At 40.0% G+C, this 18,411-nt stretch carries 17 protein-coding genes; 9 read left to right on the top strand and 8 right to left on the bottom strand.

All coding sequences use genetic code 11. The features are described from left to right. The first annotated feature begins 171 nt into the window (after window positions 1-171). Together I6L31_RS08665 and bfr are read left to right on the top strand one after the other, a co-directional pair. On the top strand, window positions 172-366 hold the full coding sequence (locus tag I6L31_RS08665) for a bacterioferritin-associated ferredoxin (RefSeq protein WP_010588682.1): 195 nt from the start codon (window positions 172-174) through the stop codon (window positions 364-366). Between the two features lie 250 nt (window positions 367-616). Then, the gene (gene bfr / locus I6L31_RS08670) at window positions 617-1,081 is read left to right on the top strand and encodes a heteropolymeric bacterioferritin subunit Bfr (RefSeq protein ID WP_004995250.1); all 465 of its coding nucleotides are present in this window, start codon (window positions 617-619) and stop codon (window positions 1,079-1,081) included. Window positions 1,082-1,148: 67 nt separating this feature from the next. Here bfr and I6L31_RS08675 read toward each other — a convergent pair whose 3' ends face one another. Continuing rightward, the gene (locus tag I6L31_RS08675) at window positions 1,149-1,925 is read right to left on the bottom strand and encodes a hypothetical protein (protein WP_004995252.1); all 777 of its coding nucleotides are present in this window, start codon (window positions 1,923-1,925) and stop codon (window positions 1,149-1,151) included. 186 nt (window positions 1,926-2,111) lie between these two features. Between I6L31_RS08675 and I6L31_RS08680 the strand changes: the two genes are divergently transcribed. Then, a complete protein-coding gene (locus tag I6L31_RS08680) occupies window positions 2,112-2,810 on the top strand; it encodes a DsbA family oxidoreductase (protein ID WP_004995254.1) in 699 nt (232 codons plus the stop codon). Between the two features lie 207 nt (window positions 2,811-3,017). On the opposite strand, the gene I6L31_RS08685 is transcribed toward I6L31_RS08680, so the two are convergent. Continuing rightward, window positions 3,018-3,374, bottom strand: coding sequence for an ASCH domain-containing protein (locus I6L31_RS08685; protein WP_004995257.1), 357 nt, complete (start codon window positions 3,372-3,374; stop codon window positions 3,018-3,020). Between the two features lie 266 nt (window positions 3,375-3,640). Between I6L31_RS08685 and I6L31_RS08690 the strand changes: the two genes are divergently transcribed. The 4 genes from I6L31_RS08690 to I6L31_RS08705 all read left to right on the top strand — a co-directional run bounded on the left by I6L31_RS08690 (window position 3,641) and on the right by I6L31_RS08705 (window position 6,741). Then, on the top strand, window positions 3,641-3,871 hold the full coding sequence (locus tag I6L31_RS08690; RefSeq protein ID WP_004985094.1) for a hypothetical protein: 231 nt from the start codon (window positions 3,641-3,643) through the stop codon (window positions 3,869-3,871). Between the two features lie 157 nt (window positions 3,872-4,028). Next, window positions 4,029-4,430 carry a DMT family transporter gene (locus tag I6L31_RS08695; RefSeq protein ID WP_005001870.1) on the top strand — a complete coding sequence of 134 codons (402 nt, stop codon included), beginning with the start codon at window positions 4,029-4,031 and terminating at the stop codon, window positions 4,428-4,430. Window positions 4,431-4,512: 82 nt separating this feature from the next. After that, window positions 4,513-5,715 carry a hypothetical protein gene (locus I6L31_RS08700; RefSeq protein ID WP_004985091.1) on the top strand — a complete coding sequence of 401 codons (1,203 nt, stop codon included), beginning with the start codon at window positions 4,513-4,515 and terminating at the stop codon, window positions 5,713-5,715. A 132-nt stretch (window positions 5,716-5,847) separates the two neighbouring features. Continuing rightward, window positions 5,848-6,741 carry a hypothetical protein gene (locus I6L31_RS08705; RefSeq protein WP_005001868.1) on the top strand — a complete coding sequence of 298 codons (894 nt, stop codon included), beginning with the start codon at window positions 5,848-5,850 and terminating at the stop codon, window positions 6,739-6,741. 105 nt (window positions 6,742-6,846) lie between these two features. Here I6L31_RS08705 and htpG read toward each other — a convergent pair whose 3' ends face one another. The 3 genes from htpG to I6L31_RS08720 all read right to left on the bottom strand — a co-directional run bounded on the left by htpG (window position 6,847) and on the right by I6L31_RS08720 (window position 10,056). Then, window positions 6,847-8,772 carry a molecular chaperone HtpG gene (htpG, locus tag I6L31_RS08710; protein WP_005001867.1) on the bottom strand — a complete coding sequence of 642 codons (1,926 nt, stop codon included), beginning with the start codon at window positions 8,770-8,772 and terminating at the stop codon, window positions 6,847-6,849. A 105-nt stretch (window positions 8,773-8,877) separates the two neighbouring features. Further along, window positions 8,878-9,231, bottom strand: coding sequence for a lysozyme inhibitor LprI family protein (locus I6L31_RS08715; RefSeq protein ID WP_005001864.1), 354 nt, complete (start codon window positions 9,229-9,231; stop codon window positions 8,878-8,880). A 240-nt stretch (window positions 9,232-9,471) separates the two neighbouring features. Continuing rightward, complete coding sequence (locus I6L31_RS08720; RefSeq protein WP_005001862.1) at window positions 9,472-10,056, bottom strand: OmpW/AlkL family protein; 585 nt, start codon at window positions 10,054-10,056, stop codon at window positions 9,472-9,474. Between the two features lie 500 nt (window positions 10,057-10,556). On the opposite strand from I6L31_RS08720, the gene I6L31_RS08725 reads away from it, so the two are divergent. After that, window positions 10,557-11,918 (top strand): amino acid permease, encoded by a 1,362-nt coding sequence (locus I6L31_RS08725; protein ID WP_004985079.1) that lies wholly within the window; start codon window positions 10,557-10,559, stop codon window positions 11,916-11,918. 71 nt (window positions 11,919-11,989) lie between these two features. Here I6L31_RS08725 and I6L31_RS08730 read toward each other — a convergent pair whose 3' ends face one another. Further along, window positions 11,990-12,868 (bottom strand): alpha/beta fold hydrolase, encoded by an 879-nt coding sequence (locus tag I6L31_RS08730; protein WP_026039895.1) that lies wholly within the window; start codon window positions 12,866-12,868, stop codon window positions 11,990-11,992. A gap of 120 nt (window positions 12,869-12,988) precedes the next feature. Here I6L31_RS08730 and I6L31_RS08735 point away from each other — a divergent pair, with 120 nt between their 5' ends. Beyond that, window positions 12,989-13,468: a DUF4442 domain-containing protein gene (locus tag I6L31_RS08735; RefSeq protein ID WP_004985076.1), complete on the top strand. Its 480-nt coding sequence runs from the start codon at window positions 12,989-12,991 to the stop codon at window positions 13,466-13,468. Window positions 13,469-13,595: 127 nt separating this feature from the next. On the opposite strand, the gene I6L31_RS08740 is transcribed toward I6L31_RS08735, so the two are convergent. Together I6L31_RS08740 and rpoC are read right to left on the bottom strand one after the other, a co-directional pair. After that, window positions 13,596-13,952: a hypothetical protein gene (locus I6L31_RS08740; protein WP_005001859.1), complete on the bottom strand. Its 357-nt coding sequence runs from the start codon at window positions 13,950-13,952 to the stop codon at window positions 13,596-13,598. Window positions 13,953-14,131: 179 nt separating this feature from the next. Next, window positions 14,132-18,325, bottom strand: a complete 4,194-nt coding sequence (gene rpoC / locus I6L31_RS08745; RefSeq protein WP_004995284.1) for a DNA-directed RNA polymerase subunit beta' — start codon at window positions 18,323-18,325, stop codon at window positions 14,132-14,134. Window positions 18,326-18,411: the final 86 nt, after the last annotated feature.

The following is an 18,411-nucleotide window of genomic DNA, read 5'->3' on the forward strand; positions in this document are numbered from 1 at the left end:
GCACATCGCTTGATCAAGAAGTCCGAGCCATGCTCGGATTTTCCATTTATTTCTTAGCTTTTTATTCAAAATGACAATATTAAAAATCGTATTTTCAAATGAATTTCATTGACAAACGATAATAATTATCAATAATATCAATTATCCCATTTATCAATGCGAATAAGTCTGATGTACGTGTGTTTATGTCGCGGTATTACCGATCAAGATATTAAAGATGCTGTTGCAAACGGTGCTGAAAGCTATCGAGAAATTCGTGATTTACTAGATTTAGGCACGTGCTGTGGTCGTTGCGCACCAGAAGCTCGTACGATTATTAGCGATGAATTGGCTGAAATTGCTGCGCGTATTTCAGTTGCTGCCTAGATGGTGATAAATTTATTTTAAACATAATTATAACAATATTATCATGATCCCCAGATCATACTCTCCTCCCCGCTTGTGACTCTAAGCGGGTTTTATTTTATCTATATTTTATATTTAGTTGTTTTTGATTGCGATTTTCATTTGCTGTTCCATAAATTACTCGCTTGAAGCTCAAATCTTGATTAAACTGATCTGAAAAAGATGGCCTTGAACCTTAGTCGGGGCAAAATTTGTTTTGGGAGTCCGCGCAATGAAAGGCAATCGTGAAGTCATCAATCAACTGAATCAAGTGCTTTATCATCATCTCACTGCGATTAATCAGTATTTTTTACACTCTCGGATGTGTAATGACTGGGGAATCGAAAAACTGGGTTCAAGTGAATATAAAGAATCAATTCGCCAGATGAAACATGCCGATAAAATTATTGAGCGTATTTTATTTTTAGAAGGTCTACCAAACTTGCAACATCTGGGCAAACTTTATATCGGTCAACATACCGCAGAAGTTTTAAAGTGTGATGTACGTAAAGTCAAAGAGAACATTGAAGTCGAAAAGAAAACCATTGAAGTCTGTGAATTGGCTCAGGATTACGTCTCTCGTGATTTAGTTCGTGAAATTCTGGAAAAAGAAGAAGAATATTGGGACTGGACAGAAACGCAAATTGACTTGATTGATGATGTTGGTATTGAGAACTATATCCAAAGTCAGGTTTAATTCTGATTTAATCATTTGTTTTCTCAAAAAATCCGAGTAAAGGCAGATCCAGTTGATCTGCCTTTACTTATTGGCGAGGTGAAGCTACATCCTGCTGTAATGTTTGTGCATTTTGACTTTTAATTTTTTCAATTTTTGCATTTATACGCAAAACATCCTGATAAAGCTGATTGAATTGTTTCACCTGTGCAGCGTCATAAAATGAGATCTTGCCGTCTTGTTTCTGCCAGCGATGATTTTTTAATAACTCAAACATTTGCTCTGCTTTGCTATAAATCTGTTGTTCCAGATTAAACAACGCATATTCTTTTCGTTGATCTTGTTTTTGGTTAATTTTGACCAATAACGCCGCTTTCATCTCAGGATGAATGGATAAACTGCGCGCCTGATTTAAAAAATGCTGTTGAGATTCGCTATTATCCTGCAAATAATTCGTTTCTATCATTTTTACATCTGCCAGCATTTGTGTGGTTTCTACATAATTATGCTGACGATCCTGATCAAGTCGATCTACATCCAGAAACTGATCCCATTTGGCGGCTTTTAGCTCACGTAAATACAGATTTCTCGCTTCGGCATTTTGCATCCAGTAATTGAGCAAAAACTCTGACATGATTTTATAATCACCATATAGTCGTTTATCGTGGACATCCAGATGAATAGGCTGTTCCCAGTTTTGTGCTTGATCATAAAGCTGCTGCATTTTTTCAGCCATGACCACATCGAACATTTCTCGGTTATACACATCATCACGTTGGTATTGTGAATTTTTATAAAACCAAAAGACACAGCCAACCAGTAGGATTAATAGCACAAAGCCTATGGTTAAACGGCGTACTGACATATACACCTCCTTGATTTATTTGCTTGTTGTTATGTTTTATCGTGATGTCTGAATTCAATCTCAAATTTCATGCTCTTAAAGATCACTCAATTGCACAAAATGTAATGCTGTATTGCAATTTTTGTACTTTAAACGCGATCCACTCGCCTCTATTATAAAGTCATTAAATAAAATTGAGTATCCATCATGCGCGTAGATATCTGGTCAGATGTGGTGTGCCCCTTTTGTTATATTGGTAAGAAACGTCTTGAGCACGTTGCAGAGCAGGCAGGTATCGAGTTAGAGATTCATTGGCATAGTTTTGAGTTGGATCCGAATGCTCCCGCCAAACATGATATGTCAAATACAGAGCGTCTAGCGATTAAATATGGTCGTAGTTTTGAAGAAATGCAAGAAATGGAACGTAATATTGCAGAAATGGCAGCCGGTGAAGGAATCGATTTCCAATGGCAGCAAGCCAAATCTGGCAATAGTTTTAATGCACATCGTATCATCCATTTAGCACAAAGTAAGGGCTTAGGAAGTCAAGCGGAGGAAGCCTTTTTCCATGCATATATGACGGAAGGTCTTGCTATTGGTGAACGTGAAGTTGTAGAGGAAATTGCCTCCAGAATTGGCTTGGATCATGCCGAAGTCGAGTTTGTACTTGATAGCGATGAGTTAGCTGATTTTGTCCGTCATGATGAAAAAATTGCGCATGAACAGCTCAATATTAGTGGTGTGCCTTTTTTCGTGTTCGATCAAAAGTTAGCTCTGTCAGGCGCACAGCCACGTGAGGTTTTTCTACAGGCTTTACAGCAAGCGCAGGATCAGCCTCAATCATCCATCACCGCTACGACAGCAGCAAGTTGTCATGATGACAGTTGCGAAATTCCGCAAAAATAAATCTCGGTGTTAAACTGGGTTCGTCGAGGCTTATTTTGCAATGCTGCGTTGCATAAATAGACTAGGTTCACTGATTGAGAACTTTTAAAATCAGATGCATCAACTGCGCTGTAATTTTAATTTCTCGTCATGTTCATCCAACCCAATCAATGGATGAACAGCATTGAGTTTATCCCCCTCATTCAGGGGGATTTTTTATAGCCTTTTTCATATAGCAAGATCAATCTCATAAATCCTACGTTTGGCCATGCACTGAATGCCAGGTACAAGCGGACGCACATTGGTAATTTCCCAAGCCCAATATCCTTCTGTCCAATAGTTTGCACAGGCCATTTCAATTTCATCTTTACGCCATGCATGTGCAGCAACAATATCAATGATTGCCATCGCTGTCCCGATTTGTTCATCACCGTCTTTATGCAGAAATTGCGTATTTTGTACAATCACTAAATCACATAGCGGCAAATGTTCGGGTCGCCATGAACGAATTTCCAGTTTTTTCTGTCCTGAGATAATTCGCTCACAAGCGGGCGCTACGATAGAGAGTGCTTTTAATTTTTTCACAGTATTGCTCTGGATTTATTTTTGAGTATTGTAAAAGTTTCACGAATGGATGAAATACAAAAAATTGCTTTAGACACTTTATGGAAAAGTTCTTTCACCCAAAGTATGTGGTTTGCAACGAAACTGTCAAGGTTGTTACTAAACTTGATTTCTTATTAACAGCTCTGCCACAAATTCAGGCTGAATCTTGTGTTTAGATAAATTCAATGACTCGTTCGACTCAATTCAGGTCATGGATATCTCAACCTAAATAAGAGGAAATGAAAATGGCAACTGATCAAAATCCTAATGTATTAGATACAGCCAACACTTCGACAGCAAATGAGCAGGAATCAGCAAAAAAATCACGTTTCTCTCCAACTGTAAAAGGTGTGGTAATAGGTGCGGTAGCAGGCAGCATTCTTCCTGTTTTTGGAACCTTTAGTGGTGCGTTGATTGGAGGTATAGCTGGTAAGATTTATTCTCGTCGCTGCCAACATACTCATGCTTCAGCCTAAATAAAAAAAGGATTTGAATCACTTTAATCACTTATTCTTATCTTAATATCTTGAAGACTCTCCCTTTGTGGAGAGTTTTTATTTGGTCGATATAATTTTTTTTGGTTCAATTAAAATTTTGGCAATTGCGCTTTATTGATTCCAAATGGTGTAATCCATGATTAAAGCGTATTTAGCGCTTGGCCTTGCGATTATATTTGAGGTCATTGCAACATCTTTGTTGCCACATACCAAAGGCTTTACCCATGCACTTTATACCTTAATCATGGTGATTTGTTATGTCTGTGCATTCTATTTATTAAGTATTGTCGTTAAGACCTTAGCTGTAGGCATCAGCTATGCTATTTGGGTAGGTACAGGAATTGTACTGGTAGCGGCCATCAACGTTATTGTACTCAAACAAAAATTGGACTTCCCAGCGTTATTGGGTATGTTGTTGATTATTGCAGGGGTAATCATCATCAATTTATTTTCAAAATCCATTAATCATTACGATATTTGTATAAACTTCAAATTATTTATATACAAAAAAATAACGTATCTTCTTAAAATTACTTAGTTTTGTTGCTAGGACTTGATTTTATGACGTAAATCAACAAGAGTTATCACATAAATGAGATAATAAACAATGTACAGCCATTATGATGAAAGCTAATTATTTTAACTTGGGTTCTCGCGTTTTATATTTCTTAGTGTGTTTGGGGGGAATAACTTCGCTTTCCGCCAATACAGAAACAAAAGATGTGAGTTTCGATCAATCTTCCGAGCAAGATCAGCCCTTGGTTTTACCAAATGATCCCAATACGCCACGAACCTCTGTCGCCTATGCAGTCAAATTACACCAATTAAATCAATCACAAGATAAAAATCTATTAGATTTAATTCCTGCATGGATTGATTCAACACCGACCATTTTACCTCCTGAGTCAGATACGCCCAATGTTCCTCCTGTATCTGAAACGCAAGATCTAACGTGGTTTGATCGTAAGCAGCATGACATTAGTCGTTGGGCAGACCGTACCTCTGGTAAGATTGATCATTGGTTTGGTGATGTTGATCCCAAAAAACCAGCCGATGCCACCTTGAGGATCATGCTAGATAATTATTGGGATAAATATAATGGCTATGAGATTAAGCCACGTATCCGAGGAAAAATTAAACTTCCAACACTCGAACGGCGTTTTAGCGTCGTGTTTGGTGATGACTCACTCGATGATGAGTTTGATAATAATGTCGCCAATACCAATATCGATCCAAACGGGGATAAAAAACGCTTAGATTCTCGTCAAACCCGTGACAATAATGGTTCATTGGCACTACGATGGTCTGATTTCTCCAAAAAATTACCGTTTGAAACTGATGCCGATCTGGGGATTCGTTCTGGGGACGACATTTATGTCCGCTTAAAAGCCAAACGCGCGTGGCCGCTACGCAACGATTTTTCGTTTTACGCGGAACAAATTTATCGTTATGGCATCGATAGTAAAAACTATTTAAGAACCAATCTAGAATTAACGCATGCGCGTCCTAATGAGGCTTTTCTCTCTAACCAATTCAGCCTAACTTATGCTGATGATCAGGATGATGATCTGTGGTGGGATAACCGTTTATTTAGACAGCATCAATTCTTTGCCAATAATCGTTTTAATTACGGCTTGTATACAGGTGGTTATTACAATAATAGCGACTTACGCTTAAATAGCTGGGGACCTTTTATGTCTTGGCGTCAACAACTCTGGCGTGAATGGTTTTATGTACAAGGCGATCTCAATTATTTTAATGATCATCGTGAAGATCGCAGTCACTATGTGAGTACTTTTGTCCGTTTAGAGGCTTTATTTTAAAAAGTAGCCATCCTTTTGCGCTTGCCATGTAGTATTTTGGCAAGCGTTTGATCAAGCTCATCGAAACTTAAATAAAAAATTAAGATTAATTTTATATTCTATTCCACATTCATTATTCTTATTATTTTTTTCATGAAGCGATACCTTATCGTTCATTTTCAGCTTGCGATTATTTTAAGCCTATGTAGTATTTATGCGGTATGGGTATTAAGCCATTCCACTTTTAAACCCTATTCTTTTCAGTCTTATACAGTGCATCTAAATCGGCAGCACTTATCAAAATTAACATGTACAGAAGCACAGATAAATTCAGAACAAGAAACCATTCTTTCCAACGAACAACTGAGTCAGGAATTATTGGCTGTTTTTGATAACGATTCTTTATGGGCAAGGACTTTGCAGCAACAACCCCAACCTGTTAAAAAATTTGGAAAACCGCATAAAACTAAAAGTAAAAAAAATAAAGTAGCTAATCCTGATCCCATTAGTGCCAGTATCAGTACCATCACCAGCTTGCTGCCTTTTTCTAACGATATTAATCTGGGCTCAAACTCAGACAGTGATGTGTATGTCCAGTTTTTAGCAAAGAAACAATGGGTGTTAAGGCATGATATCAGTATCGATACTCAACAATTATTTCGTTATGGTTCGAGCAGTAAAAATTATTCTGAAACGACCTTCAATCTGAATCAAAAATTACAAGACAATACTCTTTTTTCCAATCAATTCAGCCTCAATAAAAGTCAGGATGAAGAATACTACTGGGCAAATCGAACTTTCCAACAATATCAATTTTTAAAAAATCACCGTTTAATTTATGGAATTTATAGTAGCGGTGTGTATGATCAAACCAAAAAAGACTGGGAATTACAGCTATGGGGGCCTTATTTATCATGGCGAAGACCCTTATGGCGTGACTGGATTTTTATTGATAACCAGATTTCTTATTATCATGACATGACCACAACCGATAAGGAACTTCAGCATATCTTTAGTACGACAATTCAATTAGAAGCAAATTTTTAACTTGTCGAACAAATCAGCAAAATTGTGGATAAGTCTAACTTTACCCACATGCACCAACCCGGTATAAAAAACCCTGACCGAAGTCAGGGCTATTTTACAGATGATTTATTTTAACAATAAGCTATTGATCCGTTTTACATAAGCGGCAGGATCTTCGGGTAAACCACCTTCAGCAATGACCGCCTGATCAAAAATCACATTGGCCAGATCATCAAACTGCGCTGAACCTTCCAGTTTTTTCACCAATGGATGTTCAGGGTTAATCTCAAGAATCGGCTTCATCTCAGGCACTTCCTGACCCGCTTGTTTCAGCATACGAATCAATTGCGGCGATAATTCACCTTCCGAAGTGACCAAACACGCAGGAGAATCGACCAGACGAGTCGTGACACGCACTTCTTTGGTTTTATCCTTGAGTGATTCACCTAGTTTTTCCACTACAGGTTTGAATTGTTCCGCTGCTTGTTCGAGTGCTTTTTTCTCTTCTGCATCTTGTAAATCACCCAGACCGACAGCCCCTTTTGAGACATTTTGCAAAGGTGTACCATCAAACTCCTGTACGAAATTCATCGCCCATTCATCGACACGTTCAGACATCAGTAAAACTTCAATGCCTTTTTTCTTAAATAATTCCAGTTGTGGAGAGTTTTTAGCGGCATTGAGACTATCTGCGGTCACGTAATAAATCGCTTTTTGCCCTTCTTTCATACGTGCTTTATAGTCAGCCAGCGAAGTGCTCACCTCATCATGATTTGAAGTCGCATAACGCAGAAGTTTTAAAATACGTTCGCGATTGCCAAAGTCTTCGCCTAAACCTTCTTTAAGAACTGCACCAAATTCGGTGTAAAAAGTTTTGAATTTTTCCTGATCTTTTTCATCTTCTGATTTTGCCAGACCATCAAGCAGGGTTAATACGCGACGGGCATTACCTTCACGAATAGTTTTAACATCGCGGCTTTCCTGTAACAGCTCACGACTTACATTCAGCGGTAAATCGGCACTGTCGACCACCCCTTGTACAAAACGTAAATAATTTGGAATTAGATGATCCGCATCATCCATAATAAAGACACGTTTCACATACAGCTTAATGCCTGCCTTTGCTTCACGGGTAAAAATATCATGCGGTGCTTTAGCTGGAATATAAAGAAGCTGGGTATATTCTGTGCTACCTTCAACCCGATTATGCGCCCAAGCCAACGGTGCATCAAAATCATGACTCAGGTTTTTATAGAAGTCGATATATTGTTCTTCTGAAATTTCATTTTTATTTCGTGTCCAAAGCGCACTGGCTGAGTTAATGGTTTCCCATTCTTCAGTTTTGACCATTTTGCCATTGGCTGCTTGTTCTTCGCCTTCGGCCACCTCATCCTCTTGCCAGACTTCTTTTTGCATTTGAATTGGCAAACTGATGTGATCTGAATATTTATTGATAATCTGCTTAACTTTATAGCTCTCTAAATATTCAAGTGCATCATCACGTAAATGTAAAATAATATCTGTGCCACGTGAATCCTTGTGGATTTGCTCAACTTCAAATTCACCAGTACCGCCACTCACCCAGCGTACGCCTTCATCCGCAGACAACCCCGCACGACGCGATTCAACGGTGATTTTATCTGCAACAATAAATCCAGAGTAAAAGCCGACACCAAACTGACCGATTAACTGTGCATCTGACTTTTGATCACCAGTTAATTTAGACATAAAATCTTTAGTGCCTGATTTGGCAATGGTACCCAGATTATCAATCGCTTCCTGCTGATTGAGACCAATACCATTGTCTGAAATAGTAATGGTTTTATGCTCTTTATCCAGAGTTACGCGTACATGTAAATCTGGATCATTTTCATAATATTCTGGATGGTTAATCCCTTCAAAACGCAATTTGTCGCAAGCATCTGATGCATTTGAAATCAGCTCGCGTAGAAAAATTTCTGGATTAGAATATAGTGAATGGGTCACTAAATGTAAAAGTTGGGCGACTTCTGCCTGAAAGCTATAATTCTGTGACGTTTTTTGTTCGCTCATCACTCACTCCTAAAATACCATTCATGTTAGCGAATTCTTTGATGTTGTATGTATTGGAGTGAGTCACGACTTTTTCAATAGCAAAAGCGAAGATTTTTATCTGGTTTAAAAAGGACCTTGCGTTAAAATACGGTTTTGCACGATATCATCCAGATGCTTTTGACGCTCAGTATAACGCTGTGTGATACAACTTACATTTGCACGACAGTTATCCCGCTGTTTTAACCATTGATATTGCGCACCTTTCTCGGCATCACGTCCGCCCATTGGCAAGGCGTGAACAACAATATTATAAGTTGTTGTCATTTTTACATCGGCATCATTTAAACTGCGGTTTTGACAAATGGTTTTTTCTGTACTGGTTTTGGCTTTATCGCAGGAGAAACTTGCAGCATGCGCGAGACTTAAACCATTTATACAAAATAAACTACTGAGCAGAACTATTCGTAATTTTTTCATTGAAACGCTCTTGTTGAATTTATTATTTTAACTTTAACAATTATGTTCATTTGAATAAGTAAATTTTTGCCATTTTCTGTACAACATCAGTCACAACCATAAAAAAAGCCTCACAGTTTCCTGTCAGGCTTATCATGCCGATGATCATATTATTGTTGTTCTCTATATCATTATTATTAAGTGCATTATCAGTTAAAAACTCCCTTCCCCACGAGGGAGTTTTAAAAGGCTATATCTTCCTTAGAATCTATAGCTATAACCTAGTGTATAAATCACTGGGTCGATATCTAAATCAAATGTACCTAAGTTGTCGACTAAACGAACTTCTGGGCTCAAATCTGCATAACGTACATCGAAGTAAACACCCCAATTTTTTGCATCAGCAGGTTGGAAAGTGAAGCCAACTTGTCCCGCAAAACCGTAATCATTTTTTACCTTGTCAGCCAAGCCTGATTCATCCCAAGGAATAAATGCAGTTGCACCTACACCAATATATGGTGTAAAGCGTGTCGCGTTTTTAAAGTTATATTTTGCTGTGATGGTTGGAGGTAAATGCTTTACTCTTGCAGCTTTCTCACCATTCAACAACACATCATGATTAATCGGTGTTGCAAGAAGCAATTCAGCAGAGAATGGTGAGTCACCAAAGAAATATTCAACAGATGGTGTAAAAGCAAACTCATCATCCGCCTCAACTTTGCCATACTGTGTTTGAGTATCACTGGTTGGTGCAATATAACTTGCCCCGACTTTCACTTGCCAGTCACCTGCAAAAACAGAAGAAGACAAACCTAATAATGCAATAACAGCAGCTTGTTTCAACATTTTTATTACCTCTTAATATCTTGATAACATCATAATATTATATATATATTAAACGCAATACAGATTATAAACACATTTTAAACATTATTTATAAAGTAATGATATTCTTATTTATTTATTTTAATCAGAGTGTTTTAGTATGTTTTTAAAATGCCAAATTAAACATAAATAAATCCGATTAAATTAATATACTTTAAAACCAACCAAAATAATAAGGTTTTGTGATTATTAGACTATTTCTATAAGAGATTTTTATTTCCACCTACAGGAGAAAAATAAAAAATCAAATAATGATCAAAGAAGCCTATTATTTTAAAATATTTAATCATAAGCTTATATTTATTTTTAAGCTTTTATTTTGTTAATTTAATTAATTTAAATAAATTTGCAAGTTTATTTCGATCAATGTCTTGTCCAACCCAAATTTTTCATTTTTTATATAAATAAAGTGAACATTTAATGTAGCTCCGATACAATACGCGCAAGAATTGGAGTAATCGATGTCACAGAATTCTTCTTTAAAGCGTGGACTCAATACACGCCACATCCGTTTTTTAGCTTTAGGCTCTGCCATTGGGACAGGTCTGTTCTATGGATCAGCTTCTGCTATTAAGCTAGCAGGTCCCGCAGTCTTGATGGCGTATGTCATCGCGGGCATTGCCATTTATATCGTGATGCGTGCGCTTGGCGAAATGGCCGTACACAACCCAGTTTCAGACTCCTTTAGTCGTTATGCTTCCGATTATGTGAGCCCTTTGGCTGGTTTCACCACAGGTTGGACCTATGTTTTTGAAATGGTGATTGTCGCCATAGCAGATGTCACTGCTTTTGGTATCTATATGGGATTTTGGTTTCCTGATGTGCCACGCTGGACATGGATTTTATCGCTCATTTTCTTTTTGGGTGCAATTAATCTGATTCATGTCAAATTTTACGGTGAGCTTGAATTCTGGCTATCGATTATTAAAGTGAGTGCCATTGTTGCCATGATCTGTGGTGGCTTTGGCATTATGTTTTATGGTTTGCATGTTCCCAATACTAGCTTTAATCCTGGTATTTCTAATCTATGGGAACATGGCGGCTTTATGCCAAATGGAGTAATGGGTGTCATCGCCTGTTTCTCAGTGGTCGTGTTCGCTTTTGGTGGAATTGAAATCATCGGCATTACCGCAGGTGAAACAGAAAATCCGAAAACGGCCATTCCACGTGCCATTAATGCTGTTCCGATCCGAATTATCCTGTTCTATGTTTTGACTATTTTTGTCTTAATGTCGATTTTTCCATGGAATCAGATCGGGACTCAAGGCAGTCCATTTGTACAAATTTTTGAGAGTTTAGGCATTAAATCTGCCGCTGCCGTATTGAATGTCGTGGTAATTACAGCAGCTATTTCAGCGATTAATAGCGATGTATTTGGCGCAGGTCGTATGATGTACGGTATGGCACTCAAAGGACAAGCACCTGAAGTGTTCCGTAAAACGTCTAAATTCGGTGTGCCGTGGATGACCGTGGTGGTCATGGCTGGCGTATTGTTGATTGGCGTGGTTCTAAATTACCTAATTCCTGAAAATGTATTTGAAATTATTGCTTCGATCGCGACTTTTGCGACGGTCTATGTTTGGCTGATGATTTTATTATCGCATTTTGGCATGCGCAGAAAATTATCGAGTGATGAAATTAAAAAGCTTGATTTCCCGATGATTGGTTGGCCTGTAGCGCCTGCACTTGCCACCGCATTTATGATCTTTGTGATTGCGGTGATTGGCTACTTCCCTGATACGCGCCCTGCCCTGTATGTCGGTATTTTCTGGTTACTTCTATTAGCCGTTGCTTATAAGATTTGGGTCAAACCGAAAATCTAATCAATGTTAACTGATATAAAAAACCACCTTTCATGGCAATGTAAAGGTGGTTTTTTATTACGATCATTAAATTAAACTGGCTGTTGAGACCAAGCAAACTGACGAATATAGTCTGCCATTTTTTGTGGTTCACTCAACATTGCCCAATGATTGGCATCCAGCTCAACATATTCAAATTGCTTTACCCATTTGGGCATTCCTTTTAAAATATAATCAGGGCTGACAAAAGCATCACGCATGAGTACCACAGCCTGAACTGGGCATTGTGCATAGCGCTGACGTGGTCGAGTCAAACTTGGAATAAAATTCGCTCGATAAAGATTAACCCCATATTTTCCATCACTCGCAATATGGAAATTCAATGGTAAATCTTGCTTCCTTTCCAAACCATTTAAGATTTTTCCCCATTTTTCGGGAGTAAAATAATGCCAGACGGTAGGTGCAATGAAGGGCAGATGAAATGCACCGATATACCATGATTTTGATAATTTCTTCAAAAAATTGGCTGGATGAGTTTTAACTTCATCACGTAGCAACCAAGCAGCATGGTCCAAACAAGGGCCAGAAATCGTGGTATAAGACAAAATACGATCTTTAAATTTAGGTTCAGTCACCGATTCCCAGCTTTGAATCGATCCCCAGTCATGCGCAGCCAAATGAAACGGCCGATCTAACAACAATTGATTGACAACAGCTTCCAGATCCAGAGAAAGGCGTTCAAGCCGATAATCCCGAATATGCTTAGGAATACTGGATTGACCAGCGCCACGGACATCATAGGTGATTATATAAAAATCATCGATCAGCTCATGAATAATCGGCTCCCAGACTTCCTGATTATCAGGATAACCATGAACCAGTACCAAGGCTGGTTTTTGCTGATCGCCCCATGTTTTAGCACATAAGGTCTGCTGATCGGAAGTTTGGACAGTGTGAATCTGAGGATGCATGCCATTTCCTTTTTGTTTTTGATTGACCATTTCTTTAATCGGATTAGGCATTGCTATCAATGCCAGAATGATGTTAGTTATTTAGTATGAAGATAGCCTATAGAAAATCAATTGACCCTCATGAATATTTTAAAGCAACTTCAAACCATACCCGCTGTATCAAAGTTTATTATTAATCGCTATTCACCTTATCGTGGTGCGGGGATTAGCATTGACAAAATTGATCTGAAAAATTATTACATCCGAGTCAAAATGCCCCTCACCCGAAAAAACCAAAATATTGTCGGGACTCATTTTGGGGGAAGCTTATACTCGATGGTGGATCCTTTTTATATGTTGATCCTCATGCATCATCTGGGCTCAAAATATATCGTTTGGGATAAGTCTGCCAATATCAATTTTTTGTCACCTGGACGAAGTACCGTGTATGCAGATATTCGCCTAGATGCGATGGAACTTGAGCATATCCGTGAACTCGCCGGAAATTATGCACCAGTGCTAAGAAACTACACCGTTAATATTTTTGATGAATCTGGCGTCAGAATCGCCGAGATTCAAAAAACACTTTATATTCGTCGTAAAAAGCCAAAACCATTTTAAAGATATCACTGACCCTATTTTTATTTGAAATTTAAAGGGTTTTGATAAAAATCAAAGATTCTATATTTATCTAAATTCCTATCAAAAAAGACAGCTTGAAGCTGTCTTTTTGGTCATCGAGAAAACATTATTTTTTCTCTTGAATGGCTGCACCTGCGCCGCCACCAATGGCACCACCAACCGCAGCACCACCATCGCCACCAAATATTGCCTTGCCGACGACAGATCCAATACCCGCTCCAACGGCACTACTGGTTGTTGAGCTACTATTACCACCTTTGGCATTAGCACCTACGCCACCACCTAAAGCACCGCCAGCAGCAGCACCAACGCCACCACCCACATGGTTACCCACGCCACCACCAACAGCACCACCTAAAGCAGCAGCGCCAATACGTTGATTCGATGGACTCATATCCTGACAACCAGCGTGAATTGCGGTCGACATGACAGCGATCGCCATTAAACTCATTGTTTTTTTCATGCTTAGCTCCTCGTTTAATACTTATCAGAATAAGCATTTTTGGAGAATTTTTTAATAAGATCATGTAACAAAATGCCCCATCCATGCAGTGATTTTGTAATCAAAAAAATCGGACAAATTCATCTATTTCTTTGCATAAAAAAAGACACCCGTAGGTGCCTTTCTTTTTCAATCAATCTTTAAAATTGATCAGAGTTTAATGCCTGACTGAAAGCTTGATCAACATCACTAAAGTCGTTGTGCAATTCATACTCAGCCGCTTCAGCTTCCTGACGACGACGTTCAAGATGATACGCTAGACCCGTACCTGCTGGGATCAAACGACCCACAACTACGTTTTCTTTCAAGCCACGTAAATCATCTTCTTTACCTGTTACAGCCGCTTCCGTTAACACACGAGTGGTTTCCTGGAACGATGCAGCAGAGATGAATGAGTCAGTCGAAAGCGATGCTTTGGTAATCCCCATCAATTGACGTTCAAACTTCGCAGGGAACTTGTTCTGAGCCAAGACAGCTTGGTTCTCTTGGACAACACGAATGTAATCCACTTGCTCACCTTTGATGAAGCTTGTATCACCGCCATCAGTGATATCAACTTTACGCAACATTTGACGTACGATGACTTCAATGTGCTTATCGTTGATTTTTACACCTTGTAGACGATAAACGTCCTGAACTTCGTTCACGATGTAGTTGGTCAATGCCACTTCACCTTTCAAACGCAAGATGTCATGTGGATTTTGTGGACCATCAGAAATGGTTTCACCACGATTCACATGCTCGCCTTCGAACACGTTGATTTGACGCCATTTCGGAATCAATTCTTCGTAGATTTCAGAACCATCATCAGGCGTGATCACCAAACGGTTTTTACCTTTGGTCTCTTTACCAAAGCTCACGATACCTGATATTTCTGCCAAGATCGCATGCTCTTTTGGCTTACGTGCTTCGAACAAGTCAGCAACACGCGGTAGACCACCAGTAATATCACGAGTACGTGAAGTTTCTTGCGGTACACGACCAATAACATCACCCACACCAATGGTTTCACCATCACGTACGGTTACGATGGTATTTTGTGGTAAGAAGTAGAACTGCTCGCCACCATCGGTTGTATCCAACACGATTGCAGGACGTAAATCTTTACCAGATGCAGGACGTGCTGTCACAGGCAAGATTTCAACCGTAGTCATACCCGTCGCATCATCAGTTTTAGACGTTGCAGTGACACCATCCGCAATTTGGCTGAATCGCGCTTTACCTGCCACTTCTGTTACAAGTGGATGTGTATGCGGATCCCAAGTTGCGACAATACCGCCTGCTTCAACAAACTCACCGTCTTTCAACAGAATGCTTGCACCATAAGGTAGTTTATAACGCTCACGCTCACGACCTAACTCATCGGCAATACCAATTTCGCCTGAACGTGAAACAGAAACCAAGTGACCTTTCGCGTGTTGTACCGTTTTCACATTATGGAAACGTACAGTACCTTTGTTACGCACTTGTACACTGTTTGCAGCAGAAGTTCGGCTTGCAGCACCACCCACGTGGAAGGTACGCATGGTTAACTGTGTGCCTGGTTCACCAATCGATTGAGCTGCCATAACACCAACAGACTCACCTGGGTTAACCTGATGACCACGAGCCAAATCACGACCATAACATTTCGCACAAACACCAAATGACGATTCACATGCGATGACTGAACGAACTTTCACTTCATCGACACCCGCTTCTTCAAGCTGAGCTGCAATTTTCTCGTCAATCAAAGTGCCACGTGGCAATACCACTTCATTGTCCGATGCACGACGTACATCTTCTGCTGTTACACGACCCAATACGCGATCACGTAATGGCTCAATCACATCCCCACCCTGAATGAATGGCGTCATGACTAAACCGCCCGCAGTACCGCAGTCTGGCTCAGTAATCACCAAGTCTTGTGCTACGTCAACCAAACGACGAGTCAAGTAACCTGAGTTCGCAGTTTTCAATGCTGTATCGGCCAAACCTTTACGCGCACCGTGCGTTGAAATAAAGTACTGAAGAACCGTTAGACCTTCACGGAAGTTCGCTTTAATTGGCGTTTCAATGATCGAACCATCTGGTTTTGCCATCAAACCACGCATACCCGCCAACTGACGAATCTGAGCCGCACTACCACGCGCACCAGAGTCAGACATCATGTAGATGCTGTTGAACGATTTTTGTTTCTCGTCTTCACCCTGTTTGTTCTTCACATTGGTAAATGACAAGTTATCCATCATCGCTTTAGCGACTTGATCGTTAGTACGCGCCCAAATATCGACCACTTTGTTATAACGCTCACCCGCAGTCACAAAGCCTTGTTCAAACTGTTGCTCAATTTCACGAACTTCAGTTTCTGCTTTGTCAATAATGACTTGCTTTTGTGGCGGAATGACCATGTCTTCCATACCCACCGATACACCTGAGCGAGTCGCTTGACGGAAGCCCAAATACATCAATTGGTCAGCAAAGATAACTGTGTCTTTTAGACCTAATTTACGGTAGCAAGAGTTGATCAGTTTTGAGATGTTTTTCTTGGTCATCTCAAGGTTGATCATGTCAAAGCTTAAGCCTTCTGGAACGATTTCCCAAAGTAAGCAACGACCTGGTGTGGTATCCACAATAATGGTTTGCTTTTCACGCTGACCATTTTCATCAATCACAGTCTGATGCACACGCACTTTTACACGTGCATGGATCGCAACTTTATTGGTGGCCAAAGCACGGTTTACTTCGTGCGTATCGGCAAAAACCATGCCTTCGCCTTTGGCATTGACTGCATCACGCGTGATGTAGTAAAGACCCAAGACCACGTCCTGAGACGGAACGATAATTGGCTCACCATTGGCTGGTGACAAGATGTTGTTGGTCGACATCATCAAGGCACGTGCTTCAAGCTGTGCTTCCAAGGTCAATGGAACATGTACTGCCATTTGGTCACCGTCAAAGTCGGCGTTAAATGCAGTACAAACCAATGGATGCAAACGAATCGCTTTACCTTCGATCAAAATCGGTTCAAAGGCTTGTAGACCCAAACGGTGAAGTGTCGGTGCACGGTTCAACATCACTGGATGTTGACGAATCACATTCGCTAGAACGTCCCAAACTTCAGGAGTCTCGCGCTCAACCATTTTCTTGGCAGCTTTAATGGTGGTTGCCTGACCAGATGCCTGCAATTTTGCGAAAATAAATGGCTTGAATAGTTCAAGTGCCATCTTCTTCGGAAGACCACATTGATGCAAGCGTAAAGTAGGACCAACGGTAATGACCGAACGACCAGAATAGTCAACACGTTTACCCAACAAGTTCTGACGGAAACGACCTTGTTTACCTTTGATCATATCTGCCAAAGATTTCAATGGGCGTTTGTTTGAACCTGTAATCGCACGGCCACGACGACCATTATCAAGTAATGCATCAACAGATTCTTGTAACATACGTTTTTCATTACGTACGATGATATCTGGTGCTGCAAGGTCAAGCAGACGCTTCAAACGGTTGTTACGGTTAATCACACGACGATAAAGATCGTTCAAGTCAGACGTCGCAAAACGACCACCTTCAAGTGGTACCAGCGGACGCAAGTCTGGTGGAAGTACTGGCAGTACATTCATCACCATCCATTCTGGCTTGTTGTTTGACTCTTTGAACGCTTCCATCAACTTCAGACGCTTAGAGGCTTTTTTCAGTTTCGTCTCTGAGGTTGTTTGTGGAATTTCTTCACGAAGACGTGCGATTTCAGCTTCAAGATCGATGTCTTTCAACAAATCTTGAACCGCTTCCGCACCCATTTTCGCGGTAAACTCATCACCGTGTTCTTCAAGTGCGTTGTAATACTCTTCATCGCTAAGCAACTGATATTTCTCAAACGGAGTCATACCAGGATCAGTCACGACATAAGATTCGAAATACAACACACGTTCGATATCACGAAGTGTCATATCTAGTAATAAACCAATACGGCTTGGTAATGATTTCAAGAACCAGATGTGCGCCACTGGCGAAGCAAGCTCGATGTGACCCATACGTTCACGACGAACTTTTGCAGTGGTGACTTCAACGCCACATTTTTCACAAATGACGCCTTTGTATTTCATACGCTTGTATTTACCACACAAGCATTCGTAATCTTTGACTGGACCAAAGATTTTGGCACAGAACAAACCATCACGTTCTGGTTTAAACGTACGGTAGTTGATTGTCTCAGGCTTTTTCACTTCACCGTGAGACCATGACTTAATCATTTCTGGTGACGCAAGACCAATACGGATACGGTCGAATTCAACGGGTGCATGACCGTCAGAATCCGTTTTCTTACGCATGATATCGAGCAAGTCTTTCAATTTTTTTCTCCGTGTGTCAGAGAGCTAGGCTCATCCGACTGGGTCACAAATATTGTTTTTACTGAAATTTGAAAATCTCCCCTAAC

Source organism: Acinetobacter septicus, assembly GCF_019355975.1.
Lineage (GTDB): Bacteria > Pseudomonadota > Gammaproteobacteria > Pseudomonadales > Moraxellaceae > Acinetobacter > Acinetobacter ursingii.